At 34.6% G+C, this 26679-nt stretch carries 24 protein-coding genes and 3 tRNA genes; 4 read left to right on the top strand and 23 right to left on the bottom strand.

Going from position 1 to position 26679, the window contains the following annotated elements; translation table 11 throughout:
* Positions 1-53 precede the first annotated feature (53 nt).
* Positions 54-731: a PAS domain-containing protein gene (locus CGC49_RS10660; RefSeq protein ID WP_042005602.1), complete on the top strand. Its 678-nt coding sequence runs from the start codon at positions 54-56 to the stop codon at positions 729-731.
* 642 nt (positions 732-1373) lie between these two features.
* Here the strand turns inward: CGC49_RS10660 and metK are convergent.
* The 10 genes from metK to CGC49_RS10610 all read right to left on the bottom strand — a co-directional run bounded on the left by metK (position 1374) and on the right by CGC49_RS10610 (position 7267).
* On the bottom strand, positions 1374-2624 hold the full coding sequence (gene metK, locus CGC49_RS10655; protein ID WP_095912599.1) for a methionine adenosyltransferase: 1251 nt from the start codon (positions 2622-2624) through the stop codon (positions 1374-1376).
* Positions 2625-2859: 235 nt separating this feature from the next.
* Positions 2860-3576, bottom strand: coding sequence for a sulfite exporter TauE/SafE family protein (locus CGC49_RS10650; RefSeq protein ID WP_095912598.1), 717 nt, complete (start codon positions 3574-3576; stop codon positions 2860-2862).
* Between the two features lie 2 nt (positions 3577-3578).
* On the bottom strand, positions 3579-4046 hold the full coding sequence (locus CGC49_RS10645) for a FixH family protein (protein WP_095912597.1): 468 nt from the start codon (positions 4044-4046) through the stop codon (positions 3579-3581).
* A gap of 92 nt (positions 4047-4138) precedes the next feature.
* On the bottom strand, positions 4139-4873 hold the full coding sequence (locus CGC49_RS10640; protein ID WP_042005609.1) for an energy transducer TonB: 735 nt from the start codon (positions 4871-4873) through the stop codon (positions 4139-4141).
* Between the two features lie 32 nt (positions 4874-4905).
* Positions 4906-5298, bottom strand: a complete 393-nt coding sequence (locus tag CGC49_RS10635) for a VanZ family protein (protein WP_042005611.1) — start codon at positions 5296-5298, stop codon at positions 4906-4908.
* Entirely contained in the window at positions 5291-5671 is a 381-nt protein-coding gene (gcvH, locus tag CGC49_RS10630) for a glycine cleavage system protein GcvH (RefSeq protein ID WP_042005613.1), read from the bottom strand. The genes CGC49_RS10635 and gcvH overlap by 8 nt, the downstream gene beginning before the upstream one ends.
* Positions 5672-5808: 137 nt before the next feature.
* Positions 5809-6849: an o-succinylbenzoate synthase gene (locus tag CGC49_RS10625; protein ID WP_095912596.1), complete on the bottom strand. Its 1041-nt coding sequence runs from the start codon at positions 6847-6849 to the stop codon at positions 5809-5811.
* 109 nt (positions 6850-6958) lie between these two features.
* Positions 6959-7040 (bottom strand) — tRNA-Leu (locus tag CGC49_RS10620).
* 46 nt (positions 7041-7086) lie between these two features.
* A tRNA-Lys gene (locus tag CGC49_RS10615) sits at positions 7087-7159 on the bottom strand.
* Between the two features lie 35 nt (positions 7160-7194).
* Positions 7195-7267, bottom strand: a tRNA-Lys gene (locus CGC49_RS10610).
* 129 nt (positions 7268-7396) lie between these two features.
* Between CGC49_RS10610 and CGC49_RS10605 the strand changes: the two genes are divergently transcribed.
* The gene (locus tag CGC49_RS10605) at positions 7397-7924 is read left to right on the top strand and encodes a shikimate kinase (protein WP_095912595.1); all 528 of its coding nucleotides are present in this window, start codon (positions 7397-7399) and stop codon (positions 7922-7924) included.
* Positions 7925-8399: 475 nt separating this feature from the next.
* Here the strand turns inward: CGC49_RS10605 and CGC49_RS10600 are convergent, their stop codons facing one another.
* Positions 8400-9623 (bottom strand): 6-bladed beta-propeller, encoded by a 1224-nt coding sequence (locus CGC49_RS10600; RefSeq protein ID WP_095912594.1) that lies wholly within the window; start codon positions 9621-9623, stop codon positions 8400-8402.
* A 483-nt stretch (positions 9624-10106) separates the two neighbouring features.
* Here CGC49_RS10600 and CGC49_RS11315 point away from each other — a divergent pair, with 483 nt between their 5' ends.
* Complete coding sequence (locus tag CGC49_RS11315; protein WP_232745183.1) at positions 10107-10292, top strand: hypothetical protein; 186 nt, start codon at positions 10107-10109, stop codon at positions 10290-10292.
* Between the two features lie 197 nt (positions 10293-10489).
* Here the strand turns inward: CGC49_RS11315 and CGC49_RS10590 are convergent, their stop codons facing one another.
* From CGC49_RS10590 to CGC49_RS10560, 7 genes are all read right to left on the bottom strand, one after another.
* Positions 10490-12445, bottom strand: a complete 1956-nt coding sequence (locus CGC49_RS10590; RefSeq protein WP_095912593.1) for a TonB-dependent siderophore receptor — start codon at positions 12443-12445, stop codon at positions 10490-10492.
* 77 nt (positions 12446-12522) lie between these two features.
* Entirely contained in the window at positions 12523-13218 is a 696-nt protein-coding gene (locus CGC49_RS10585) for an HmuY family protein (RefSeq protein ID WP_095912592.1), read from the bottom strand.
* A 107-nt stretch (positions 13219-13325) separates the two neighbouring features.
* Positions 13326-13730, bottom strand: coding sequence for a tRNA (adenosine(37)-N6)-threonylcarbamoyltransferase complex ATPase subunit type 1 TsaE (gene tsaE, locus CGC49_RS10580; protein ID WP_095912591.1), 405 nt, complete (start codon positions 13728-13730; stop codon positions 13326-13328).
* A gap of 10 nt (positions 13731-13740) precedes the next feature.
* Positions 13741-14478, bottom strand: coding sequence for a shikimate dehydrogenase (locus CGC49_RS10575; protein WP_095912760.1), 738 nt, complete (start codon positions 14476-14478; stop codon positions 13741-13743).
* Between the two features lie 190 nt (positions 14479-14668).
* Entirely contained in the window at positions 14669-15196 is a 528-nt protein-coding gene (locus tag CGC49_RS10570) for a DUF4136 domain-containing protein (RefSeq protein WP_095894343.1), read from the bottom strand.
* Positions 15197-15307: 111 nt separating this feature from the next.
* Positions 15308-15805, bottom strand: a complete 498-nt coding sequence (locus tag CGC49_RS10565) for a hypothetical protein (protein ID WP_095912590.1) — start codon at positions 15803-15805, stop codon at positions 15308-15310.
* 71 nt (positions 15806-15876) lie between these two features.
* A complete protein-coding gene (locus CGC49_RS10560) occupies positions 15877-16662 on the bottom strand; it encodes a formate/nitrite transporter family protein (protein ID WP_095912589.1) in 786 nt (261 codons plus the stop codon).
* A gap of 352 nt (positions 16663-17014) precedes the next feature.
* Between CGC49_RS10560 and CGC49_RS10550 the strand changes: the two genes are divergently transcribed.
* Complete coding sequence (locus CGC49_RS10550) at positions 17015-18883, top strand: alpha-1,3-galactosidase B (RefSeq protein ID WP_095912587.1); 1869 nt, start codon at positions 17015-17017, stop codon at positions 18881-18883.
* A 3-nt stretch (positions 18884-18886) separates the two neighbouring features.
* Here CGC49_RS10550 and CGC49_RS10545 read toward each other — a convergent pair whose 3' ends face one another.
* The 5 genes from CGC49_RS10545 to ffh all read right to left on the bottom strand — a co-directional run bounded on the left by CGC49_RS10545 (position 18887) and on the right by ffh (position 26661).
* Positions 18887-19756: a hydroxymethylglutaryl-CoA lyase gene (locus CGC49_RS10545; RefSeq protein WP_095912586.1), complete on the bottom strand. Its 870-nt coding sequence runs from the start codon at positions 19754-19756 to the stop codon at positions 18887-18889.
* Between the two features lie 106 nt (positions 19757-19862).
* Entirely contained in the window at positions 19863-21902 is a 2040-nt protein-coding gene (locus tag CGC49_RS10540; protein WP_095912759.1) for a ComEC/Rec2 family competence protein, read from the bottom strand.
* On the bottom strand, positions 21899-22528 hold the full coding sequence (locus CGC49_RS10535) for a C40 family peptidase (protein WP_042005640.1): 630 nt from the start codon (positions 22526-22528) through the stop codon (positions 21899-21901). The genes CGC49_RS10540 and CGC49_RS10535 overlap by 4 nt, the downstream gene beginning before the upstream one ends.
* A 185-nt stretch (positions 22529-22713) precedes the next feature.
* The gene (locus tag CGC49_RS10530; protein ID WP_042344391.1) at positions 22714-25224 is read right to left on the bottom strand and encodes an ATP-dependent Clp protease ATP-binding subunit; all 2511 of its coding nucleotides are present in this window, start codon (positions 25222-25224) and stop codon (positions 22714-22716) included.
* 105 nt (positions 25225-25329) lie between these two features.
* Positions 25330-26661 carry a signal recognition particle protein gene (gene ffh / locus CGC49_RS10525; RefSeq protein WP_042005644.1) on the bottom strand — a complete coding sequence of 444 codons (1332 nt, stop codon included), beginning with the start codon at positions 26659-26661 and terminating at the stop codon, positions 25330-25332.
* Between the last annotated feature and the right edge of the window lie 18 nt (positions 26662-26679).

Below are 26679 nucleotides of genomic sequence, written 5' to 3'. Positions count from 1 at the left end.
TTAATGAAATAATTATTACCTTTGCATTTTAATAACCTAAAATAGAAAGAACTATGTCTGATTTTAAAAGAGTGGAGCCTACAATTCAAAGACCGACTCCGATTGATAGAGAAGTAGTTTGGGACAAATCAAAAGTCCTAATCAGTGAGACAGATAGTTTTGGAACTATCACTAACGTAAATACCGTGTTTTCAGAAGTTTCTGGATACTCGATGGCGGAGCTTATTGGGCAACCTCATAATTTGATTAGACACCCCGATATGCCAAAATTGATTTTCAAAATGCTATGGGAGAATTTGAAAAAAGGAAACAACTTCGTTGGAGTTGTTAAAAACTTAGCAAAATCAGGAGAATACTATTGGGTGGTTACAGATTTTGAAATGCGTCGTGATGCAATGGGTAATATTACACATTATATCGGTAGAAGAAAGGCTGTACCTCAAAAAGCTATAGATAATTACTTAGCTCCGTTTTACGAAACACTGCTGAAGTTAGAAAAAATTGGAGGAACTGAGTTAAGTAGTCGCTATTTCAAAAACTACTTAGCAATGCAAGGTAAAGATTATATCGACTTTGTTATTAGCGTTATGTCAGAAGGAGAAAACAAAACATTTTCAGGACAGGCTGCAGGTGCTATGGATAACAATACTGTGGTTTCTGATGACATTTATGACGTAAGTAATGCTATGAACGAAAAACGTAGAAACTTCTTCGAGAGATTGTTCTCATAGTACAAAAAAGCAAATACAATAAAAAAGACTATCCAAAAAAAGAGGATTTTGTGTATTTTAGACACCCCGTTACCATTTATTAATGACGAACCTCTCTATTCGGATAGTCTTTTTATTTTCTCTTTTCAGGACAATGTGATAAAAAATGGTGCTTAGATGAAAAGAACCAAAAGTGCGAGTCGCACGGGTATTAAAAAATAAAGCAGTCGGCTTCCGACAAATTTTCCAAACTTGCTTCCTGCGGTCACTTCGAACAGTGGAAAAAATTCCACATACTAAGCTCCAAGTTTTCGCTTACTTTGCTTTATTCGTTGATTTTCTTAAAGCTAAATCTCCAATGCCAATGAAAAGCGGTCAAAATACTGAAAAATCTGTGTTGAACCATTAAAAAGTATATTCAATTAAGTACTGAACTCAAAAAAATAAATATGAGACTCAAAAAATTAAGGAATACCCTTAATAATTTTCTATGCTAACCAAAAGCCAAAAGTACTACCTGAAATAAAACTGTCTGAAGAGTTTTACTTAATCACTACCCCTTTAATAAAATAAGCACTTATTATCTTGCAGATTTTATTTTACTAACCAAAACAGTGCGATCATGATTTTTATATTTAAACTCTTCAGACATTATTTGAGTTTTTACACTCCGAAAGCCTCTTTAATTTTATCGATAAAATCCAACTTTTCCCAAGTAAACAACTCAACCTCAACAGTTTTAGTAGCATTATAAGGAGAAGAAAACTCTTTTGTAACAATCTGTGGCACTCGTCCCATATGCCCGTAAGCAGCTGTTTCACTATAGATTGGATTTCTCAATTTCAATCGCTGCTCAATATCGTATGGACGAAGGCTAAAAATTTGCTGTATTTTTTTTGCAATCTCTCCATCAGTTAGGTTTACCTTTGACGTACCATAGGTGTTGACATATACCCCAGTTGGTTCTGCGACTCCTATAGCATAACTTACTTGAACCAAAATTTCATCTGTTATACCTGCAGCTACCATGTTTTTTGCAATATGTCGCATAGCATACGCTGCACTTCTGTCCACTTTACTTGGATCTTTACCTGAGAAAGCTCCTCCTCCATGAGCTCCTTTACCTCCATAAGTGTCAACAATGATTTTTCGTCCCGTCAGCCCTGTATCGCCATGAGGCCCTCCAATAACAAAAATTCCTGTTGGATTGATGTGATAAATAATATTATCATCAAAAAATGGGGCGTACTGCGGATATTTTTTTATTACCCTCGGAATTAGAATAGTAATAATATCGTGTTTAATTTTTTGTAGCATTTCAGCCTCTGAAGCAAAATCATCATGTTGAGTCGAAATCACGATAGTATTGATTCGTACAGGCTTGTTATCATCACTATACTCCAATGTAACTTGACTTTTTGCATCAGGTCGTAGATAGGTAATTTCCTTATTTTCACGTCTTAAATCAGCCAATTCTCTCAAAAGCGTATGTGATAAATCCAATGCTAACGGCATGTAATTTTCCGTTTCGTTTACCGCATATCCGAACATCATCCCTTGGTCACCTGCTCCTTGCTCTTCGGGTTTTGCTCGTTCCACACCTTGATTAATATCAGGTGATTGCTCGTGAATTGCTGAAAGAATACCACACGAATTCGCCTCAAACATATATTCACTTTTGGTGTAGCCTATTTTCTTGATAACATTGCGTGTAATTTGTTGAACATCAATATAAATATCCGACTTAACTTCCCCTGCCAATACCACTTGTCCAGTAGTTACTAAGGTTTCACACGCCACTTTTGAACTTGGATCAAAAGCTAAAAAATTGTCAATTAGAGCATCACTGATTTGATCAGCGACTTTGTCAGGATGTCCTTCTGACACGGACTCCGATGTAAATAAATACCCCATTTCTTAATAGAATTTAGAAAGGATAACTTTGGAAATTGCCTTGTTTTTGGATAGAATATCCTTATGTAAGATAGTATAAGTCACTGTTTTAGCATTTTTTCGGAAGTTCCAAAAAGAGGTTGCAATCAGTCCAAATTTTTCCTCTTGTTAATGATGGTGCAAAGGTAGAATTTATTTATATAATGACAAATTTTTAATGCAAAAAGTTTTTATATCCCGTTTGCTTAAAGTACAATTACCGGTACATGCGTACTTGACAATCAGGATCAGCTTTAATCATCAAGTTCATATTAGATGGAGATAAATAAGGGATCCCCAACCCCAATCCTCGTAAAATAAACAATGCTCCGATAAGGATAATAAAAAAAGGTATAATCTTTTGGATATAGATTTTCGTTTTTGTTTTTAAAAAATTACCTAAATAAATGGTTGCCGTTAGTAAAGGAACTGTTCCCAATCCAAAAAAAAGCATATACATTGCAGAATTTGTTATGCCGGTTTCAGCTAAAGCACCAAACAACGCCATATACACCAATCCGCATGGAAGAAAACCATTAAAAAAACCAATGAGAAAAACGGAAAAAGCTGTTTTATAACGAAGTTGCTGTCCTAAAGCCCGTTTGACAAATCCTATTAAAAAATAAATAGGCTTCGTAAATACGTTTAAGCGAATTTTTACCAAAGAAAGCACAACCACAACTATCATCAGTACTCCTATAATAATAGATAATTGTTGTTGATACTCTCTAACGAATAAACCTTTACCTAAAACTCCGAAAAGCACTCCCAATAGCACGTAAGTCAACGTTTTACCTATGTGATAGGTAGCCACTTGAATAGCCTTTTTGAAAGGATTATCATGTCTCAAAGGCAGTAGTAAGGTCAAAGGCCCACACATTCCTACACAGTGAAAACTTCCTAAAAGTCCTAAAATAAGTGCTGTATAAAGCATTTCTATTTGATGTCTATTTTTTCTGTGGATATATAATCCTGATTATCAAACTGATAGTTAACTTCTACTACCCAACGCCCCTTTGAAAGCACATTCATAGGTACAAGCATTTGATTATCTTTAATTTGCAATGGTATTCTGAAATCTCTTTTTTGATCCGAAGGTCTGTAAAAATATACAGTTCCAACAATAGCATCAGTAGTTTTTTGTGGAAATGTCAATGTAACACCTGCCTCTGAACTCTGAATACCTACTCCCATTTGTTCTGAAGCAGTTTTTTTTGCTTTTTCCATCATATTCTGGAAAGCTAATTCTTTTTTGTAGTAATCCTCAGTAACAAAATCGTGATCATATTTTTTGTTTATAGACATATTGAGAACAAAGTACATGATAAACGTAATAAAAAATGCAAACGCAATAACAATACCTGTCCCCCACCCTATTTTAAATTTCTTCTTTTCTGTAATCATTATCAGTGATAATTTATATTCTGCAAAGATACGTAAATCGAAGCAAAGCACAAAAAAAGAGTCCGAAAATCGGACTCTTACTTAAATTTCTTTTATTGATTCGCCAATTTGAAGTTGATAGGATATTGGTACACTACCGCTGCTGGTCTTCCACGTTGTTTACCTGGAATTAACTTAGGTAGTTTTTCAATGATTCTACGAGCTTCAGCTTCCAACGATTTATCAGGGCCTCGGGTTCCCACAACAGATACAGTACCATCTTTGTTGATACGGAACGTTACCGTTACTTTCCCTTGAATGTTCATCTCCTGTGCTGATTGAGGGTATTGGAAGTTTCGTTTTACGTGTTTATCCAACGATGACTTGAAGCAATCTTCTTGTTCTTTTTTAGTTTTCAACTTCTCACACCCTTCAAACATAGGCTTGTCTTCAATGATGGTAAACGGTACATCTATTTCCTCATCAGGTTCCTCAACTACTTCAATTTCTTCTACTTTGGCAACCACTTCTTCCTTGGTTGTTTCAGTTGAACTAATAATAGTTTCTTCAATCTGTTCTTCATTCTCAACCACTTTTACGTCTTCCACAACTGGTGGCGGTGGCGGTGGTGGTGGCGGAGGTGTAAACTCCTCCATTGCGAATTCTTCCTGATCTTCATCAAGATTTGAATTGTCTAAGTCAGACAAACGACTTTCGTGTTCTTTTCTGTCATACGATTTCATTTCAAATCCTGCATAGGACAACGCAGAAATTAAAGCAAAACCAATAGCAAAAAACAATCCACTACTTTTAGTCAAGTCTGCTTTTGGATTCTTTTTTGGTTGCATAACTTAAATCTTTTTAAAAGGTAATTAAACATTTATTTAACATTAATTAAAAGCTTTTTATTAATGTACTTCATACCGATTAGAGCAACAACTGTGCCAAAAGTATTGAATAAAACATCAAATAAATCTCCACTTCTGTCTTGTGTTATAGTATTTTGCAACCATTCGATACAAATTCCTAACGAAAAAGCAACAACAAATGATAAAATGTAAATATTAGCTACTTTTTTAACATTTTCTTTATTATTTTGAAATGTCAAAAAAAACAGTATTGTAAATATAAAATAAAATACGAAATGAGCAACTTTATCCAAATGAGGAATTTTCGGTAATTCATCTACATTCTTTGGAGGCATTAGACTCAAAACCAGAATAACAATCACCCAAATTAGCAACAAAATGCCAAACGTCTTTTTATTAAGCACCTATCAACTCTTTATAATCGTCAGCAGACATAAGTTCATCTAATTCAGAAGCATCGCTGAACTTCACCTTAATCATCCAACCATCTCCGTAAGGGTCTGTGTTTACTTTCTCTGGTGATTGTTCCAAAACTTCGTTAAAAGAAACGATTTCCCCACTGACTGGTAAAAACAAATCAGATACTGTTTTTACAGCTTCAACAGTTCCAAAAACTTCCTCTTTATCAAGAGTTTCGCCTTCTGTTTCAACTTCTACGTAAACGATGTCGCCCAACTCTTTTTGAGCAAAATCTGTAATACCTACAACGGCTAAATCACCTTCAACACGAACCCACTCATGGTCTTTAGTGTACTTTAATTCTGATGGAATATTCATAATGTTTTAATATTTTATTAACAGACTTCAAAGGTACTATATTTTTTTTGAAATAACAAACGTTTTTAAGATAGAAATTTTAATATTTCTTTTAGATTTTTATCTACATTCTCTATTTTATTTTATAAACACCTTTTTTACAAGATATTAACTTCCCAACTTCGCTCTGGATCATACCCTAAAAATCCTCTCGAAACAAAGAGAGGAGATGATATATTATTGGTATATAACGCTCCTGTACCCAACCCCTGTGGCATTTCAGTATTTAAAGTATATGTCCATTGAGCAATAGCATTAAGCCCAATATTACTTTCCAAAGCACTGGTAATCCACCAGCCTATTTTACATTCATTGGAAAGACGAATCCATTCCTCAGATGATTTATAACCTCCAACTAATGAAGGTTTTAAGATAATATATTGTGGATTAATCTGCTCCAAAAGCTGCTTTCTTGATTCATATCCAAAAACTCCAATAAGTTCTTCATCCAAAGCAATCGGCAGAGGAGTTTGTTCACATAATTTCGCCATTATCTCGCTCTGTTTTGCTTTGATAGGCTGTTCAATGGAATGCAATTCTAAATCCGCTAATTGCTTTAATTTTTCAAGAGCATCTTGAGGAGAAAAAGCTCCATTAGCATCAACTCGAATTTCAATATCTTCAACTGGAAATTCAGTACGCAATCTCTTCAATATCTGATATTCTTGCTCAAAATCAATTGCACCAATTTTCATTTTTATACACCTAAACCCTTGTTGAATCTTTTCTCTGATTTGAGATTTCATAAAATCAGCAGTTCCCATCCATATCAAACCATTAATCGGTATAAGATCCTTCCCTATCGTAAACTCAGAGGGATATAGTTGATACCAATTCTTTGATTCTACAGATAGAAACGCCTGTTCCACTCCAAATTGAATAGAGGGGAATTCTATTAATTGCGTGAGTAGTTGCTCCTTTCCTAAATGAATGTTTTCACATACCCACTGTAATTTCTGTTCATAGTCAGGACGATCGTCAACGCTAAGACCTTTGAGTAAGCCACATTCTCCTACTCCTTTTTTTTCTCCATTAGAGATAAAGAGAAAATAGGTTTCTTTTTGGGTAAGAATTCCTCTTGAAGTTCCTGAAGGACGTTTAAACTGTAAAGTATATTTTTTATAAGATGCTTTTAACATTTATGGTAAATTTTCTTGATTTTTTTTCAGAAACGCAAATTGAAAGCGAAGCTCTGTTTATTGCATATAAAAGGAAAAACCGCCCTAATCGGACGGTTTTTTACAATTGTGCCTACGACTGGATTCGAACCAGCACGCCTTGCAGCACCACCCCCTCAAGATGGCGAGTCTACCAATTTCTCCACGTAGGCAAGGTAACATACAAAAAAAGTTAAGCCTAAACTTAACTTTTTTCTGTGACCTGGCTGGGGCTCGAACCCAGGACCCCAACATTAAAAGTGTTGTGCTCTACCAACTGAGCTACCAAGTCCTCAAAATCAAAAAAAATAAATTGTATAACCCTTGTGACCTGGCTGGGGCTCGAACCCAGGACCCCAACATTAAAAGTGTTGTGCTCTACCAACTGAGCTACCAAGTCTCCTTTAACTATTTCTTCAATGCGGGTGCAAATATATAACATTTTTTTTAGATTGCAAGAAAAAATAAAGTAAATTTGCAGACAAAAATAAACTTTTTTCACAACTATCTGAAAATAAAACATTTAAAAATGAAAATAATTTTACTTGGATACATGGGTAGTGGTAAATCTACACTTGGAAAAATTCTGGCTGAGAGAAGAAATCTTCCATTCATTGATTTAGACTCTTATATCGAATCAAAAGAAAATAAAGAAATCAAAGAAATATTTAAAGAAAAAGGTGAGATTTACTTCCGAAAATTAGAACATGACTACCTAAAAAATTTACTACAATCAGAAAATGACTTCGTATTGGCTTTGGGAGGAGGAACGCCTTGCTTTGGAAATAATATGAATTTAATTTTGGAACATTCGCCTTATGTGTTTTACCTTCGATATAGTCCTAAAAAGTTAGCAGAACGTTTGAAATGCGAAAAAAGAAATCGTCCTTTGATAGCTGATATCGATGATGAGAATTTGGAAGATTTTATACGAAAACATATTTTTGAGCGAAATATGTTTTACAATCAAGCTCATTTCATTATCGCTTCGGATAACTTTTCAATAGATGAAAGTTTAGCTCAGATTGAAATGAATATCATTGAAAAGAGTCAATAAGTCGTATTTAATAAGCTTAACGTATAAAATAATACTTTGAACTATTATAATTTGAACTACATAGAAACAACGGGTAACTTTATGTTTTTTTACCAACTTTCAAGATGAAAAAGTGATTCAAATAAACGGATTAAAAGTTTATAATTTTCATGGCTTGACCTAACTTCATAAAGAATTGATACTTTTATGAAATATTTTTATTGAGTTCATTATTTATTTTCATACAAAGTCCTTTTCCTTAGGTGACGGAGAACCAAAAGTGCGAGCCGCACGGGCATTAAAAAATAAGCAGTCGGCTTCCGACAAATTTTCCAAACTTACTTCCTGCGGTCGATTCGAACAATGGAAAATTTTCACGCTTTATTCGTTGATTTTCTTAACTCCAAATCTCCAATACCGATGAAAAGCGGTCAAAATGCTGAAAAATCAGTGTTGAACCATTGAAAAATATATGCAATTAAGTACTGAACTCAATTCATTTTTTCAATTTATAAACAACTATCACAGGATTCTCATCATCATCTAACGAATTGATAAGTTGCTCTAATTTTTTTTGTTTTTCAGGATATTTTACCTCGATACGTTCTTTATTTTCTAAAAACCGAGCTTTTAATTCATCGGGTGGAACAATTCTAATAAAATAACCATCAGAATTAGATTTCAAATACGTAACCGAATAACCTCCGTCAACATCATTTACCCAGCCACCACCTTTTAAAAATCCGTATTTATTGATGCTGTCAGGCTTCACGCTCCATACCGAAGTTTCCCCCGATTGTTTGCTGTGGACTCCGTACCAATTTTTTTTGTCGTATATGAATGTTATCAGTATCTTGTCAAACATTTCTGAAAAGGAAAGATGTCGAATAAATTTTCTTCCTTTCTCGCTTTTTTCTGATGGACTCGAGTGCATATCAGAAAAAAATTCTTGACTTACTTTGTATTTTCCAAAATTAACAACATAAGTGGGTAAAATTTCGTCCTTTGAAACGGAATATACAGTGTCATTTATACAACTCAATACACGAACCATATCATTATACTTCCATATACTTTGTTGTAAGGTTTGTCCTTTTGAATAATACGGTTTTGATTTTTTCAATTGAATGGTATCTCCTTTGCTGTCAATGATTCCTACGATACAAAGATTAGGATCATCTATTGGAGTTGTGTGTGGAAAGTGATGTATTACAATTCTATCATTATTTAAAACATCAATATTTAAAATTCCATCTGCAACGGGGGTCTCTTTTAGGTATTCACCATCAGTGTTATACCACAAAATCTTTCGTGTCCAATTGCTATGAATGGCAACAAGGCTGTCGTGTAGTGAAGAAGCTCGAATACCTAAGTATTCTTTGGGTCCTTGTCCATTTTTACCTATTTCTCGTAGAAATTTTCCATCTCGGGAATAACATAAAAGTCGTTCTCGAACTTGTAGTAAGAGATAATTTTCATTCAATGCTACATCAAAAATGATATCTACCAGCGAAGCGGGATATTCCGGACGAATATATTCTATATCCTCTACAAAATCGCTTAAATTCAGTGGCTCTATAGGGTTTTCAATGGCTTTTTCTAAGTCAATTATTTTTTCTAAGGAAGAAGCACTTTTTGTACCTTGATTGGATTGTGTTTTACTTTCGGAACACGCTATCAACAACATAACCATTCCGATTAAAATTTGTGTTGTTTTCATATGATTCGTTTTTAAAATCCTATTTTCCCCTATAAATCAACCAATAAATTAACAGAATAATAAACAAACTTACCAATGTTCCCATCATCATTGTACCTATCATTGCAACCACAAGAGACCCTTGCAATTCTGAACCCAAGTTTCTTCTGAGAACAAAATAATGGTCGTGTTATAAAAATTATGATGATATAAAAAATTGACAATCAAGGAAATGTAGTAATTTTATTGAACACAAATAAGAATTATACTGTATTGTCCCGATTGTTAAAGTACAAAGATAGTAAAAAACGGAAAAATTTCTTAAGGAAAGTAAAATTATCTTTGCAAGGGTTGTCATCGCCAATTCATCGCCGACCATAATTTGACCTATAAAGGTTGTTTATCAATAATTTACTAAAATATTTTGATTCCTTTGGTAAGAAAAGCAGGTATACGAGATATTGCTGAAATCGAATAAGTTAGCATTAAAAAGGAAATTGTAGTATGTCAATAGGTAATCGAAACAAGAAAACAGTTCGAAAACTTCGTGAAAAATTGAAAAGATTAGGCATAAGTTTTGGACAAATTTGCACCGATAATTGGGAGGCTTTTATTTCTGTTTTTGAAGAAGATAATCATAAAATTGGTAAAAACACACTACTCATATTGGAGAAAATAACAGGAATTTAAAGTACAGAATTTGTAGAACTGTCAGAAAAACTTGTTTTTCAAAGAGACTTGAAAATCATTTAAAGCCTTTGAAATTACCTTTTTTTTACATCAATTTTGGGTATACCTAATCAATACTTTGGAAAATACGACCGAAAAATGATAGCTAAAAGTACAAATCTGCTGTATTTTACTTTAAAAATTTAAGAAATGGGCTATCAGTAACTATATTTCACTCCTATATAAAACGTTCGTCCTGGACTGATAGATGAATAAAATCCAACGGTGTTAGCTTTGTAATTTAAAAGATTATTAACACCTGCATTTAGCACAAAACCCAAAGGCAGTTTCATGGAAGTTTGCAATCGCCAAATCCAATAAGGCTCATAAACCGAATAATACTCTTCAAAAGTATTTCTTTCTTCACTAGAAAAAAGAGTAGTTGAACTCACATATTTTCCGCTGATTATCAGGCTAGGAATGTATTTCAGACTGTCAGAGGGCGAATATTCTCCTTTGAGGGTAAATGTATGTGGTCGATGGTCGGAAAGACGTTTTTCGATATCATAAAAAGCATAGGAACTCTTCAATCGAAAGAATTTGTTCAATCGATACGCTACCGAAAACTCTGAGCTTATAATTCGTGTAGCACCTTTGAAATTGGTATAGTCAATTGAGCTATGTGAATCTGACCATACGAAATCGATTTTATCTGTCACTACGGAATATTGAGTTATAGCTGTGATATTCAGTTTTTTAGTACTGTAATCTACTGAAAAATTGAAATTATCGCTTAATTCTGGTTTAAGGGTTTCGTTCCCTTTAATTTGAAATCCTCCACCCCAAGGATGGAACCAATTGGTATAGAGCTCTTTAATCGTAGGAGAACGAAATCCACTGGAATATCCACCTCGTAAAGTAAATTCATCTATAGTGTACATTCCCGACAAACGGAACGTGAAATGTTCCTGAAATAGAGAATGATAGTCCATCCGAACTCCTGCCACGAGAGTGAAGCGATCAGACAAAATCCAATCTTGTTGAGCAAAAAGTGTATAGTTTTTGCTGTCTTTACTAGCTTCCGTACCTTTCTCGTTAAAACGCAGACTAATCAATTCATCCACAAGAACTTCAGCTCCTGCAACAAGCGTATGTTTTCTAGAAATTAGATTGTTATATTGCGTAGAGACACGTTTTAGAGTGTTTTCATAGTTTTTTTCCTGCTCATTTAAAAGGCGATAGTAGTTGAATTTACTATAACGATCAAAACTTCCTGTAAGTTTAATCGATTCATTTTGAGATAGTTCATAAGTGGATTTGAGTGATAAAGCATAGTTGTAATAACGTTCAAGTACTTTTTTAGCATTTTCAGTCCCATCATTTCGTTCACTAAAATAATAGGCAGGTTTGAGTTCTAAGTCCCACTTTGGAGAAATTTGAAAGTTTAACTTTGGATTTATTCCATAGTTTGTAAATCCAGCAATATGCAAGTAGTCATGAGGCAACTCTTTAACTCTCCCGTCAGTATAAAAAATTTTTCGTTGTTCGGTATCTTTCAGCAAGTACGGTTCTCGCATTTTGTAGAATGACCCTATTTGAAGACTTCCCCATTTTTGTTTACTTCCTATGGAAAGATTGGCTCTGTGGTCAATATTGGTATCATATAGATAACTTGAACTAACATCGAATGATTTCTGAGCATTTTTTGTAATAATGTTGATAACTCCACCAATAGCGTTGGAGCCATAAAGCGAAGATGAAGCACCTTTGATAATTTCAATTCGCTCAATGTTGTCTAAGTCAATTCGTTCGTAATCAATATTTTCAAAAGTTTCTCCTGCAACACGTTCGCCGTCAATCAAAAAGAGGACATACTTTCCACTAAAACCCATCATATTGATGTTCGGGCGACCTCCATCATACGTAAAATTGATTCCTGAAAATTCGTTTTCTAAAAAACTTTGAAAGTCAGTAGATTGTGATTTATAAATATCTTCCTTCGTCAGTAGTTGAACTACAATAGGAACGTTTTTTAGCTTTTTTTCACTTCGTGTTGCTATAACCGTAACTTCCTCAAGTTCAATAGCTTTTTCTTCTTTCTTAGAACTATCATTCTGGCCGAAGGCATTAGCCACCAGCATTAAGAAAATCAAAGAGAAAAAAACTCGAAACATGGTTTTATGGTATATAAATAATACAGAATTGCTACACTGTTATTGGTGTAGCAATTCATGCGCATCGTCTTTAATTGTTAAAATTTCCCTTCTTTATTACTTACTTGGTATTTAAAAGAAATATAATAAGGGGCATTTTTATCGTTTGTATAGCTTGTAATTTGAATTTTCGCATATTTTCCTGTAGCAGTTTTCACTACATAAACCCAATTATTGGGAGTAAAAACAGGCACTCCTGCACCATATCCAAAGGTAAAAGGTCCATTATCGTGGATTAACTTTGTTTTCACTGTTTCACGAATAGCCTCTGGAATCTTAGCTACAATACCTTTACTTTCGATAAATCTCCAAAATCCATCTGAATACCCTAAAGATAAAACTGGTGAACTAACATTTTGATCAACAGATCTTTCAACAAAGGTAGTACGTTGAATGTCAGGTATATACCCTGCAGTAGGAGCCTCTTTAACTTCTTCAAAAACCTTTTGTTCTGTTTTTAAAGTTCCTCGTGTTTTAACATCATATTGATTAAAAGCAATGTCCCATTCGTTATTAGTCTCAGGGTCCTTTACTATCACCTCTTTATTTTTGTCAAACGAAAAATACACAAAAGAAGTAGCATTTGTTTCTGTTACATTTAGATTAGTAACTGTTTTAACTTCTCCTACAGGTTCTGTTTTTTCAATCTCAGGTTCTGTTTTTTCATTGTCTTTTTTACAAGCCGTAAATAGAACTGTTCCTGCTAAAATAATTGATAAAAAAATTCTTTTCATTATAGTATAATTAATATGTTATTTTAGGTGCAAATATACAATTTTATTTAGAATAAAGATAAATTATTTCTTTTTTTTTATGTATTCTTGCAGAGTAAAAAGGTAAATCACGCTACTCTAACTTTTCTTGTATTTTCATCAATCCATTCAAAGGATAAAACAGCGTGTTTATCGGGAATATACGAACTTACACGCTCCGCCCACTCAATAAAACACCAATTCCCCGAGTACAGATACTCCTCAAAACCAATGTCAAAAGCCTCTTCTTGATGTTCAATTCGGTAAAAATCGAAGTGAAAAACCACATTTTCTGAGCCTTCGTAATGGTTTACCAAACCAAATGTAGGACTTGCTGTGATGTTATCAATTCCTAAGTTTTTTACCAAGGCTTTGATAAAAGTTGTCTTTCCCATTCCCATACTCCCTTGAAAAACAACTATTTTAAAAGTTAATAGAGGTAGTATTTTTTTCGCTGTTTCGTCTATTTCTGATAATGAATACGTAAATTCCATTTTCTAAGTATTATTTATTCCAAATTTCCCAAGCTTTTTCAGCTTGTAACTCCAACATTCTCAACCCATTAATTATGGTAGCGTTTTTATTTTCTCCTTCCTGTAGAAAGGCTGTTTTTGATGGATTATATATTAAATCGTACAACAAATGTTCCGATGTGATAAAGTGATAAGGAATAGGAGGGCTGTCGTTCACATTCGGAAAAGTTCCTAAAGGTGTACAATTGACGATGATTTTGTATTCTGATAAAATATCTGCTCCAAGATCGGCATATGTATACTGTCCCATTTTTGGATTTCTTGACACAAACTTGAATGAAATTCCCAACATCTTGAATGCATGTGCTATTGCACTTGATGCTCCACCTGTGCCTAAAATTAAGGCTTTTTGGTGGTGTTCTTTCAATAAGGGGCGTATGGATTCCATAAAACCCACATAATCTGTATTATATCCGATGATATCACTATCTGTGAATTTGATTGTATTTACCGCACCAATAGCTTCGGCAGTTTCGTCCAATTTGGTGAGTAGCGATATTATTTCTTTTTTGTAAGGAATGGTAACATTTAATCCCTTAATATTCGGATTTTCAGCCAACTTTTGCGGTAATTCTGCAATGGTTTGTATGTCAAAGTTTACATACTGAGCATCTGAGATATGTTCTTTATGGAATTTTTCATTGAAATATTTTCGTGAAAATGAGTAGGATATGTTTCTTCCTACCAAACCGAATAGCCTTTTTTGCATTTTGAAAGTTTTGATTTTTGTGGTACGTCTGCCTCTGTCAAAAGAAAACCATCCCAAAAGTTGAACTAATTTTTTCCCTGAATCTGCAAAAGATACTCTAAATTATAGACTTTAAAAAGTCAGAATTACCATTGCGGGTTGCCGGTTAGTAAAAACAACTTTTGGGACAGCTTTCTTCAAAGTATTTTAGCTATTTTGGAGGATATTTCTCTAAAATTTTATCTACAAATCTAGTGATAGCTTTCTCTTTAGCATTCATATTTCGAGGAATATATCCTAAACCTTTCCCTTGCCAAATCAGTTCTTTTTTCTTAGCATCAATGATTTCAATAAAAAGAGTTCCTTCAGCATTGGTACTTACGCTGTAATTTGAATGTCCCCAAAAAGGGCCATATCCCACTCCCCATCCCCAATAGTAGGGATTGTTGTTATACACATTAATATTTTCACGTTCTTGCGTAAAAATATTGACAAGCACATCGGGGTTTTCAGAAGTTTGCATCCCTTTTGTAGTCAAATTGTGTTCAATAGCTCGTAAAATGCGACGTTTGTCCAAATCAGAAATCGGAACTTTGTCAATACCTTCTTTGAAAAAACCGAAAGTCTTATACTCCGAAAAGTTGGCTTGTCGATCATAATCAGTCGCAACCTGAACCATTGCACACGAACTGAGCAATAGGGTAACAAACAATACAATAATAGTTGATAATTTTTTCATACTCTATAATTTTTAGTGAAACACTATTATTAAATTCATAGAACATACTACAAATTTCATACCGAATTTATAGTTCTGTCGCCCAATAATTCGTAGATATGTCCGACTCATCTATTCCAAAAAATCGTCCAAGACCTCTCGGAGTTCATACATTTGTGGAACTCCTTTGGTTCGGCTGATTCGTGCGAAAATATATAGAAAAAACCATAATGCGACCATTAACGCCATCATTATCAAATCAAAACTAAAACTATCTTTGAGAATATGATGAGAGTAGGCCAATACTAAAAAAATGACAAAAGTAGTGGCGATAGCGAAATGTAGAAACACAAAAAACGTCCAAAGGGTAGGTTCTGGACCAAAAAGAGCTCGAATGCGTGTGCCTCCCTCTTCTTTAGGTTGAAATTCAACTTGCAGGTGCGGAGAGTAATATTTTCGCTGATTTTTATGAATATGTATCCATACCTGCCGGTCAGAAATCACCAATAGATACTTCTCTTTGAATATTTCTTTACATTCTCTGACACGATGCAATAGCTCATCAACCGGCTTCTCACTCTCGACAATAAAGCGTGGACGCAAAGGAACACTTTTATTTAGATTCTTCATAATTGTTGGGTTAGTTTATAAAAATTATGAATCGAGATTTGAAAATATTAGTAAACCTGAAATTCAACAATTTATTTTTTTTTACTTCCGTATAAAAAACCATAAACCCCTCCTACGAAGATAGCTCCTCCGACAATATTTCCAAGCGTTGCAGGGATTAAATTATCTACGAAAAAAGCTGTCCAAGTTACATTTGCACCGTGAAAAATTCCTGTGGGAATATAAAACATATTGGCGATGGAATGTTCAAATCCCATAACAACGAATGCCATCACAGGCCACCATAAACCTGCTAAACGTCCAAGCATTGTTTGAGATGAAAGTCCAAGCCAAACCGCCAAACAAACTAACCAATTGGCTCCTATTCCTCGTATAAACACCTGATGCCAAGGTAAATGTGTTTTGTATTCAGCCAACTTAGTGATGTAACTTGCATAAGGTTCAGACTGCATAATTCCTGAATGATACACAAAAATGTAATCAAAAATAATTAATCCGATGAAATTCGATATAAAAATGATTATCCAATTTTTAAGGAAATAAGTTTTTGGAATTTCGCCTTGTATTGTAGCTGGAATTAGGTTGGCATTATTTCCTGTGAAAAGTTCGCCTCCAACTAAAATGATGAGCATCAACCCCAAAGGGAATGTAGCTCCACTGATAAGTTTTGGCAGTATGGGATTTGTTTCGGCTATTCCTCCAATACCCGCTCCTGCTAATGAGGAAAGTACGCCTCCCATTCCAATGTAAAAACCTGCAAGGATGCCTAAAATGACTAATTTTCCAAAGGTGGTGTTATATTTTTTTAGAGCCATTCCTTTGGTTATTTCAATAACTTCGTGTGGTGTGTTTATCATAATTTTAATTGAACATTTTCGGTTGTATCGCCCACAAAGGTACTAAATGTAGAGGAATATAGCAAGTCAGAATCTCTGAAATTGTTTGTAGCACATTTAGTCATCAAAATCAAATTTTTGCTTAACAAAATTGGAAAGTAAATTCTTTTGACTTTTGAAAATTCAATTTTAATGAGAGAGGTTACATCGGTTGAACTAAATTTCAATAACAGTTTCTCATAATTTTAAAATATACAACTCAATGGTTAAAATTTGTTTTCATTCAACGCGTAATTTGTACTAGAACAATAGTCGAAAAAAAGTTTATTTTCGTAAATTTGTCGGAGTTTAGTAATCCAAAATATAAATTAAAATGAATAAAACTGTACTACTATTGAGTTTTCTATGCTTAGCCTGTCAGCATCCTCAAGAAGAGAGACAGGTCAAAATTTCTGATTTTGTTTCTAAAAATCAGAATGTTGAAAATTATTCTCCTATTGTTGGAGCTTTGATAAACTCATTACAACAAACGGACAATACCCAACCGACAACCATTGTTTTAGATAAAAACATCTATCATTTTCACAGCGATGGTGCTTTTGAGAAGGAATTGTATATCTCCAATCATGACCAAGACAACCCTAAAAAAGTAGCTTTTTACTTGGAAAATATGAAAAATATCACCATCGACGGTAACGGTAGTGAGCTAATTTTTCATGGTACGATGATTCCCTTTGTGATGAAAGGTTGTGAAAACATTACCTTGAAAAATTTTTCAATAGATTTTGAATTACCACATTTGCGACAACTTCAAATTCTGGAAGTTGATGCTGAAAACAATATTTCTGTAGCTGAGATACATCCTGCAGGGAATTATAAAATTGAAAATGAAAAATTACTTCTTTTGGGTGAAGATTACCAATTACAACCTACTTGGGTAATGGCATTCGACCCTAATCGGCGATTGTCCTACAAACGAGCTGATGTTGATTTCAAAACAGAAAAAATCACTGAATTACGTCCGAATGTACTAAAAATTGAAGGCTGGAGTCAAAATCTTTTGACCAAAATAGGAGAGCGATTTGCTTTACGAACTTATAACCGACCTACCCCTGGAATTGTGATAGACTACTGCAAAAATACAAATGTAGAAAATGTCAAAGTTCACTATGCTTGGGGCATGGGTTTGCTCGCTCAAATGTCTGAAAACATTACTCTTAACAAATTTTCAGTATGTTTGAAAGGAGATAATGATCCTCGTTATTTTACTACTCAGGCAGATGCCACACATTTTTCAGCCTGTAAAGGAGTGATTCGTTCCGAAAATGGATTGTATGAAGGTATGGCTGACGATGCTATAAATGTACATGGAACGTATCTAAAAATCATTGATAGAGTAGATGATAAAACCATAAAAGCTAAATATATGCATCCACAAGCGTGGGGATTTTTATGGGGAGAAGTAGGGGACGATGTACAGTTTATTTCTTCTCAATCAATGGACTTAGTAGATGGAAAAACTTACAAAATAGCTTCCATTAAGGCTGTAGATAGACCAACGGAGTTTGGGGCAAAAATTTTTGAAATCTCTTTTACACAAGATATTCCTAAAGAACTCAATGGAGACCAACCCTTTGGAGTTGAGAATCTTACCTGGGTACCCGAAGTCGTTTTTAGTAACAATGTCATTCGTAATAATCGAGCCAGAGGAGCTTTGTTCAGTACTCCAAAAAAAGTGATATGTGAGAATAATTTATTTGATCATACTCACGGAACGGCAATTTTGTTATGCGGTGATTGTAACGGATGGTATGAAACAGGAGCTTGTCGTGATGTGATTATTCGTAACAATACGTTTATAAATTCTTTAACGGCTAATTACCAGTTTACAAATGCTGTAATATCTATTTACCCAGAGATACCAAATTTGGATCAGCAACAACAGTTTTTCCATTCAGGAATTGTGATTGAAAACAATGAATTCCAAACATTCGACGCACCTATTCTCTATGCAAAATCCGTTGATAATATGATATTTAAGAATAATACAATCAAGAAAAACAACGATTTTGAGCCTTTCCATTGGAACAGACATATGTTTTTGCTTGACCGAGTGAATAACGTAAAAATTAATGAGAATAACTTTGACATACCACTTTCTCAATCCGATGTCAAAATAAACCTTTCTGAAGGAAATTCAATTGAAATTCAAAGAGATAGCCTAAAAACACAAGGAAAGTAACATTTAATTCTGAAAGATTTTCATAGTTTCATTATAGCTACTTTCAAATGCCAATAGATTTAAACCTATTGGCATTTGTTGTTTTTGAAAATAAGAAATCAGTTTTTCAGTAGGCATATTTCCTACAAGCTCATCCTTAGCCATAGGGCAACCTCCGTATCCGCGAATAGCTCCATCGAAACGCATACATCCCGATCGATAAGCATTATCCACTTTTTCGTGCCAATCGTTAGGCGAAGTGTGAAAATGAGCTCCAAATTCAACGGTAGGATATTTAGGTATAAGATATGTAAATAATTTTTTAATAGTCTCACCCTCAGCACTTCCAATGGTGTCAGAGAGCGAAATAATACGGATATCTTTTTCTATAAGTTTTTCAACCCAATGTTCTACAATTTCTTCGTTCCAAGGGTCTCCATACGGATTTCCAAACCCCATGGATACATAAACAACCAGCTCTTTGCCACTTTTTTCCGTTTTATTTTTTACATAATCCAGCGTTGTAAGACTTTCCGCTATGGTCTTGTGAGTGTTTCGCATCTGAAAATTTTCTGAAATTGAAAACGGATAGCCTAAATAGTCAATTTGTGGATACTTGGTAGCGTCATCAGCTCCTCGTTCGTTAGCAATGATGGCAAGTAGTTTACTTTTAGTATCTGATAGGTCTAATTTTTCTAATACCTGAGCGGTGTCCGCCATTTGTGGAATAGCTTTTGGCGATACAAAACTACCAAAATCAATAGTATCAAACCCGATATTCAGTAAGGATTGGATATAATCCACTTTTTTTTCGGTAGCTATAAAATCTTTCAATCCTTGCATAGCATCGCGCGGACATTCAATGATTTTGATATGTTTTTTAGAATGATTCATTGAAGAAAATAACTTGTTTAGCAATGCAAATATAGTGTTTTTTTACAATCTTGAAACACTTTACTTATGTTGAAACATTTTGAAAATGCTGTTTTTTCAGTATATTCTATTTCCCATAAGAATTCAAAACAAAAGCTCCCTCTTCAGAGGTTGCATAAAATGGGATATTTTGTTTTTCACAAGTTTCCCGCCATTTCTTCAGTAAATAAGGAGGATTTGTTCCGTTAGAAATTACATTTTTAGGCTTAATTTCCAGTAACATACGCTCAAAATTCACCTTAGGAGCATCCATTAAAATCAGATTGTCTATTACCAATCCTAAGTCTTTTGGGTATATTCCTAAACTATCAACGAATAAAATATTTTTATGTTGAAAATCAGTAATAGAAGGAATTTCTTTTGTTTTCACATCGTTTATACCTTTAGCTTTTTGGTAGTTTTCAATTAAGCGGAAATTTTGAGTTGTATCAGGTTGATATACAGTAATTTTATTGCCCTTTCGTTTTAAGAAAATATTTTGCTTGTATTTTTGAAAAACAATAAACTCTTCTGTAGTTTCAGATTGATATTTGCCGTAGAACAACACTCCTTGAAAAATTATTACAGAAATTAAAAACAGTATTATACGTTTGTACTGTACTTTATTTACTAAATATATTACAGTAATTAAAACTAAAACACTGGTAATTAGAATCTTATTATCAAAATAGATGTGCTTGATAACAAAATCCTCTTGATTAGCAATCAAACCTGCAAACGTATTTATACAGTTGATTAAAAACTCTGTGATTGAGACTAAAAACAGGGGTACTACGTTTAAAAATCCACAAATTAAAGACAAAATCCCGAATATTAAGATTGGAGCTAACAAAGGAACAATCAGTAGATTAGATATAAAAAACAAAGTAGGGAACTGACGGAAATAGTACAGACTTATTGGTAGAACAATGATTTGTGCTGCAAATCCGATAAGCAATAATCCCCAAAAGTAACTGACGATTTTGTTTTTCGGTTGCCACCAGCGTTCCATTCGTGGGTAAAACACTAAAATAGAAAATACAGAAGCATAACTCAACTGAAATCCAACTTCATACAAAAAGTTTGGTCGAATAAGTAATAAGAACAACATAGAAAGCATGAGTGAATCAAAGCGTCCACGTCTGCGATTGAGCAACGAAGCGACTCCCATAAAGCTAAACATTGTAACAGCTCGTAATACGGATGACGACAATCCTGCAATAAAAGCAAAACTCCATAAACTGACAAGTAATATTCCAAAACGTATTGATTTCCAATGTTTTTTGTCAGGTATTTTTTTTAGTAAGTACAACAAGATGATGGTTATAATCCCCACATGAAGCCCTGAGATAGCGAGAATATGTACAGCTCCTGCGTTGATGTAATTTTGATATACTTCTTCATCTAAATCAGATCGATTTCCTAAAAGAAGCGTTTTCAATAAGGAAGTAGTTTCTTTTGAAAAATACGTTTCCAATATAGTTTCGCTGTTACGGCGTATGTTTTCAGCTACTGAAATAATGGAAAAAGAAGATTTTTCACCAGAAATGAGTGTGTAATTTGATACGTTCGCAAGTCCGAATACATCTTGTCGTTCCATATATTGTTTGTAGTCAAACTGGTATGGGTTTTTAGGAGTAGGAATGTCATTCAGTTTCGATGCAAAAATAATCACATCATTTCGTTGAAAATCAGTATTTTGAATAGCGTTTTCAGGAAAGAAGCATAAAATAGATCCACTTGTAGGTTGATGGTCAGCTGAGAGTAAGTCTGCTTTATAGGTTATTCCAAAACTTGATTTTGAAGTTTGTTCAATAATTTTAGCTTTTAGTAAATAAGGAGTTTGTTTTTTCAATGCATTTGTGTAATGTGTTGATTTTGTCGTAGGATCATGCAGTATACTAACAAATATTCCAACTGCGATTGAAGTTAAAAAAGTAGTTAAAACAAACCCTTTACTGAAAATTGATTTTTGAAGTGATAGAAACAGATGTACACCTAATATGAAAATTGCTATAGCTATGGATATTGAACTCGTCTGTAAAGACAAAAAATCACCCTTTGGAATTGCAATACCTATTACAATTCCGATAAGAATGGTTAGTATGGCTAAATTTGTAAATTTCACATAACCCGTTTTGCTTTTCTGTATGCTTTTGACCAATATCCCTCATTAAGAGATGATACGATAACTCCTCGTGATGTTGAAGAATGTATGAATTTGACTTCACTTCCCGTTTCTACTACAATGCCTACGTGCGAAATACGATTTGTTTTCCCCGTAGCAAAGAAAAGCAAATCCCCCACTCGAATATTATTAAGTTTCACACCATTTCCTTGATTTGCCATATCAGTGGAAGAACGACTAAGAGGTACGCCTACCGTTTTGTAAACCGTACAAACAAAGCCCGAACAATCCATTCCAGAACGGGTAGTTCCACCGTAGCGATACGGCGTTCCTAAATAAGAAAAAGCAGTATCAATCACTTTTTTGGTAGTTCCTTTTGCGTTTGAGGATGCTGGAATCTCAGTGTTTGTATCTCGAATAGGATTTTCAGCTTTTGAAATATTGGTTCTCTGTTTCGTTTTTATAGGTTGTTTGGAAGTAACATATTTTGTAGTACTGTTTTTTGCTTTTTTATTTTTTTTTGTAGTTGATTTATAGGAAGTTGTAGTCCGCTTCCGTGTGCTATATCGTTCAGCACAGGAAGTTAATAACAATCCAAAAATTAGTAATAACAGTTTTATTTTCATCTTTCAAGTAGATAGAATAATCAGCAATTTCTCATCATTAAGTTTTTAACTTTTGTGCTATTTGACCTGTACGAGTTTCAATACCAACCCTTTAAGTTAATACTTACAATAGCAAAAACTTTGCCAAAGTTTTAACACCTCAGCAAAGTTAATTTGCATTTTCTGTTGAATAAATACACTATAATTTAGTTTACAACAATTTTAAGATTTTCATTTTGCTCGTCTACATCAAAATATATCGTATTTCCTTCTTTGATATGTGAAGCTACTATTTCTTCCGCCAGTATATCTTCTACATATTTTTGAATGGCACGTTTCAGCGGTCGGGCACCATATTGTTTGTCATAGCCCTTTTCAGCAATGAACTCTTTCGCTTTTTCACTCAATTCGATAGTGTAACCTAAATCCTTAATGCGTAAGTATAATTTTTTCAATTCAATATCAATGATTCGGAAAATATCCTCTTTACTCAACGGATTGAAGGTTATCACATCGTCAATGCGGTTTAGAAATTCAGGAGCGAATACCTTTTTCAGAGCATTTTCAACGATTGATTTTTCATGTGCATCTGATTGTGAGGTTTTTGCAGCGGTTCCGAACCCGATTCCTTGTCCAAATTCCTTGACCTGTCTTGCTCCAACATTTGAAGTCATAATGATGATACAGTTTCTGAAATCAATTTTTCGTCCAAGGCTGTCTGTCAAAAAACCGTCGTCAAGTACCTGTAATAACATATTAAACACATCAGGATGTGCTTTTTCAATTTCATCTAAAAGCACTACTGAATAAGGTTTGCGGCGTACCTTTTCCGTTAATTGTCCTCCTTCCTCATAGCCAACATAACCTGGAGGAGCTCCAATAAGTCGAGTGGTTGAGAATTTTTCCATGTACTCGCTCATATCAATGCGAATCATCGTGTCTTCTGAATCAAACAATTCCCGAGCTAACACTTTAGCTAACTGTGTTTTACCTACTCCTGTTTGCCCTAAAAATATAAACGAACCAATGGGCTTATTAGGATCCTTTAAACCTGTCCTGTTTCGTTTGATTGATTTGATAATCTTTTCAACAGCAACATCTTGCCCAATAATCTTTTCTTTGATAGTATCGGAAAGTGTTGAAAGTTTATTCATTTCTGTCTGAGCAATTCTACTTACAGGAATGCCACTCATCATAGATACCACATCGGCTATATGCTCTTCTGTTACAGTGTCGCGATTCAGTTTGGCATCTTCTTCCCACTTGCGATGTACCTCTTTTAATGTGGCTTCGATTCGTTTTTCGTCATCACGCAAACGAGCTGCTTCTTCAAATTGTTGACGAGCAACAGCATTATTTTTTGCTTTTACAACTTCTTCCAATTCTTCTTCCAATTCCAAAATCTTCTTAGGAACTTTCATTTGAGTGATGTGGATTCTTGCTCCAGCCTCATCCAAGGCATCTAAAGCCTTATCGGGTAAGAAACGATCAGTGAGGTATCTACTTGTTAGTTTAACACAGGCTTCAATAGCTTCATCTGTATAGATTACATTGTGGTGGTCTTCATATTTTTTCTTGATATTTTGTAATATCTGGATAGTTTCATCAATCGAAGTTGGCTCAACGATAACTTTTTGAAAACGTCTTTCCAATGCACCATCTTTTTCAATGGATTGTCGATATTCATCTAAGGTAGTTGCTCCAATACACTGTATTTCACCACGAGCTAATGCTGGTTTGAACATATTGGAAGCATCTAAACTTCCACCTGCTCCTCCTGCACCTACCATTGTGTGAATTTCATCGATAAATAAGATGATATCATCATTTTTTTCCAACTCATTCATGATAGCTTTCATACGTTCCTCAAACTGCCCACGATATTTTGTCCCTGCTACTAACGAAGCTATGTCAAGGGTAACTACGCGTTTGTTGTAAAGTACTCTTGAAACTTTCTTTTGTATGATTCGCAATGCAAGACCTTCGGCAATGGCACTTTTTCCAACGCCAGGCTCACCTATAAGTAAAGGATTATTTTTCTTACGTCGGCTCAGGATTTGAGAAACACGCTCAATTTCTTTGTCGCGTCCTACCACAGGATCCAATTGTCCTTGTTCAGCTAATAGAGTCAAATCTCTACCAAAGTTATCCAAAACAGTTAGCTTTTTGGCTCCTCGTTGTGTTCCTGATTCTTGCTGTCCTTTTCCTTTGTCGGGGGTTGGTTTGTCACTTTTGTCAAACTCTTCAAATTCATTAGAAATATTTCCACGCAAAAAATGATCGCCTTGTGTAGGTTGGAATTTTGTTTTTACAATGTCATAACTAACTCCTAAACGATTGAAAATCTTTGTTGTAGGGTCGTTTTCGTTGCGTAATATACTCAGTAACAGATGCCCACTGTTCACAGTGTCGTCTTGTGAATTTCTGGCTTCTAAATGAGATGCATGCATAGCCCTTTCCGCCTGTTGGGTAAAATGCATGGTGTTATGACTACCAGGATTTAATCCTCGCATTGAAGTTAAACCATAAATTTGCTGACGTAGGCGTTCCAAATCAGTGTTTAAACTCAGTAGAACATCTATGGCTCTTCCTTCTCCCTCTTGTAATAAAGCTAAAATGAGGTGTTCCGTCCCGACTACGGATTGCCCTAATCGAATGGCTTCATCATTGCTATAGGCGAGAATTCTTTTTACTCTCGGCGAAAAATTATCATTCATATCAATTATAATCTATAAACTTGGTATTATATGACAAAAATCATTCCTTTTGTTCAAGTACTGCCCTTTTGTCATTTATTTTGAAGGGATATACAAAAAAAGAAGTTATCTTCGCATTCCTTGCATCATTTGCATCATTTTCTTACCGCCTCCTCCTTGCATCATTTTCATCATTTTACTCATCTGGGAGAATTGTTTCATGAGTTGGTTAACCTCTTGAATGTCTCTTCCACTTCCTTTGGCAATACGACGTTTTCGATTGGTATCAATGATGGATGGGTTGCTACGTTCTTTTGGAGTCATTGAATAAATAATCGCTTCGATGTGTTTGAAGGCATCATCATTAATATCCAAATCTTTAACAGCTTTTCCAACACCAGGAAGCATCCCCAAAAGGTCTTTCATGCTTCCCATGCGTTTGATTTGTTGTATTTGTTCCAAGAAATCATCAAATCCGAATTGGTTTTTAGCGATTTTCTTTTGTAATTTTCGAGCTTGTTCTTCGTCAAATTGCTCTTGAGCTCTTTCTACCAGCGAGACCACATCACCCATTCCCAAAATACGATCGGCCATACGCTCAGGATAGAAAACATCTATAGCGTCCATTTTCTCTCCCGTACCGATAAATTTGATAGGTTTATCCACCACCGATTTGATAGAAATCGCAGCACCACCTCTTGTGTCTCCATCCAATTTGGTAAGGATAACACCGTCAAAATTAAGCACATCGTTAAAAGCTTTGGCGGTGTTTACGGCATCTTGTCCTGTCATTGAATCCACAACGAAAAGAGTCTCTTGAGGATTTAATGCTTTATGGATGTTGGAGATTTCATTCATCATTTGTTCATCCACAGCCAAGCGTCCTGCCGTATCGACGATTACAACGTTGTATCCGTTGGATTTGGCATACTGAACCCCTTTTTGAGCAATATCCACAGGATTGTTGTTTCCTCTATCCGAAAAAACTTCAACTCCCACTTGTTCTCCTACAATGTGAAGCTGGTCAATTGCCGCAGGACGATATACGTCACAGGCAACTAACAGCGGTTTTTTGTTTTTTTTCTTTTTAAGGAAGTTAGCTAATTTACCAGAGAAAGTCGTTTTTCCAGAACCTTGTAAACCTGACATCAAAATCACAGAAGGGTTACCTGATAGATTGATTCCCGTAGCGTCTCCCCCCATCAATTCGGTAAGTTCGTCCTTGACGATTTTCACCATTAGTTGACCAGGTTGTAGAGATGTTAGTACGCTTTGTCCTAATGCTTTTTCTTTTACTTTCGAAGTAAAATCTTTAGCTATTTTATAGTTGACATCGGCGTCCAATAAGGCTCTACGTACCTCTTTGAGCGTTTCAGCAACGTTGATTTCCGTTATTTTTCCGTGTCCTTTAAGATTGTGTAACGCTTTCTCTAACTTATCACTTAAATTATCAAACATAATTTCCTCATATTATAT

Source organism: Capnocytophaga sp. H4358 (assembly GCF_002302515.1).
Taxonomy (GTDB): domain Bacteria; phylum Bacteroidota; class Bacteroidia; order Flavobacteriales; family Flavobacteriaceae; genus Capnocytophaga; species Capnocytophaga canis.
The sequence above is the reverse complement of the archived record's forward strand: the minus strand, read 5'-3'. Positions and strand labels throughout refer to the sequence as shown.

Coding starts and splice junctions, on each gene's coding strand:
- CGC49_RS10660 (WP_042005602.1), top strand. CDS start 54: ATGTCTGATTTTAAAAGAGTGGAGCCTACAATTCAAAGACCGACTCCG.
- metK (WP_095912599.1), bottom strand. CDS start 2,624: ATGGGGTATTTATTTACATCGGAGTCCGTGTCAGAAGGACATCCTGAC.
- CGC49_RS10650 (WP_095912598.1), bottom strand. CDS start 3,576: ATGCTTTATACAGCACTTATTTTAGGACTTTTAGGAAGTTTTCACTGT.
- CGC49_RS10645 (WP_095912597.1), bottom strand. CDS start 4,046: ATGATTACAGAAAAGAAGAAATTTAAAATAGGGTGGGGGACAGGTATT.
- CGC49_RS10640 (WP_042005609.1), bottom strand. CDS start 4,873: ATGCAACCAAAAAAGAATCCAAAAGCAGACTTGACTAAAAGTAGTGGA.
- gcvH (WP_042005613.1), bottom strand. CDS start 5,671: ATGAATATTCCATCAGAATTAAAGTACACTAAAGACCATGAGTGGGTT.
- CGC49_RS10625 (WP_095912596.1), bottom strand. CDS start 6,849: ATGTTAAAAGCATCTTATAAAAAATATACTTTACAGTTTAAACGTCCT.
- CGC49_RS10605 (WP_095912595.1), top strand. CDS start 7,397: ATGAAAATAATTTTACTTGGATACATGGGTAGTGGTAAATCTACACTT.
- CGC49_RS10600 (WP_095912594.1), bottom strand. CDS start 9,623: ATGAAAACAACACAAATTTTAATCGGAATGGTTATGTTGTTGATAGCG.
- CGC49_RS11315 (WP_232745183.1), top strand. CDS start 10,107: ATGTCAATAGGTAATCGAAACAAGAAAACAGTTCGAAAACTTCGTGAA.
- CGC49_RS10590 (WP_095912593.1), bottom strand. CDS start 12,445: ATGTTTCGAGTTTTTTTCTCTTTGATTTTCTTAATGCTGGTGGCTAAT.
- CGC49_RS10585 (WP_095912592.1), bottom strand. CDS start 13,218: ATGAAAAGAATTTTTTTATCAATTATTTTAGCAGGAACAGTTCTATTT.
- tsaE (WP_095912591.1), bottom strand. CDS start 13,730: ATGGAATTTACGTATTCATTATCAGAAATAGACGAAACAGCGAAAAAA.
- CGC49_RS10575 (WP_095912760.1), bottom strand. CDS start 14,478: ATGCAAAAAAGGCTATTCGGTTTGGTAGGAAGAAACATATCCTACTCA.
- CGC49_RS10570 (WP_095894343.1), bottom strand. CDS start 15,196: ATGAAAAAATTATCAACTATTATTGTATTGTTTGTTACCCTATTGCTC.
- CGC49_RS10565 (WP_095912590.1), bottom strand. CDS start 15,805: ATGAAGAATCTAAATAAAAGTGTTCCTTTGCGTCCACGCTTTATTGTC.
- CGC49_RS10560 (WP_095912589.1), bottom strand. CDS start 16,662: ATGATAAACACACCACACGAAGTTATTGAAATAACCAAAGGAATGGCT.
- CGC49_RS10550 (WP_095912587.1), top strand. CDS start 17,015: ATGAATAAAACTGTACTACTATTGAGTTTTCTATGCTTAGCCTGTCAG.
- CGC49_RS10545 (WP_095912586.1), bottom strand. CDS start 19,756: ATGAATCATTCTAAAAAACATATCAAAATCATTGAATGTCCGCGCGAT.
- CGC49_RS10535 (WP_042005640.1), bottom strand. CDS start 22,528: ATGAAAATAAAACTGTTATTACTAATTTTTGGATTGTTATTAACTTCC.
- CGC49_RS10530 (WP_042344391.1), bottom strand. CDS start 25,224: ATGAATGATAATTTTTCGCCGAGAGTAAAAAGAATTCTCGCCTATAGC.
- ffh (WP_042005644.1), bottom strand. CDS start 26,661: ATGTTTGATAATTTAAGTGATAAGTTAGAGAAAGCGTTACACAATCTT.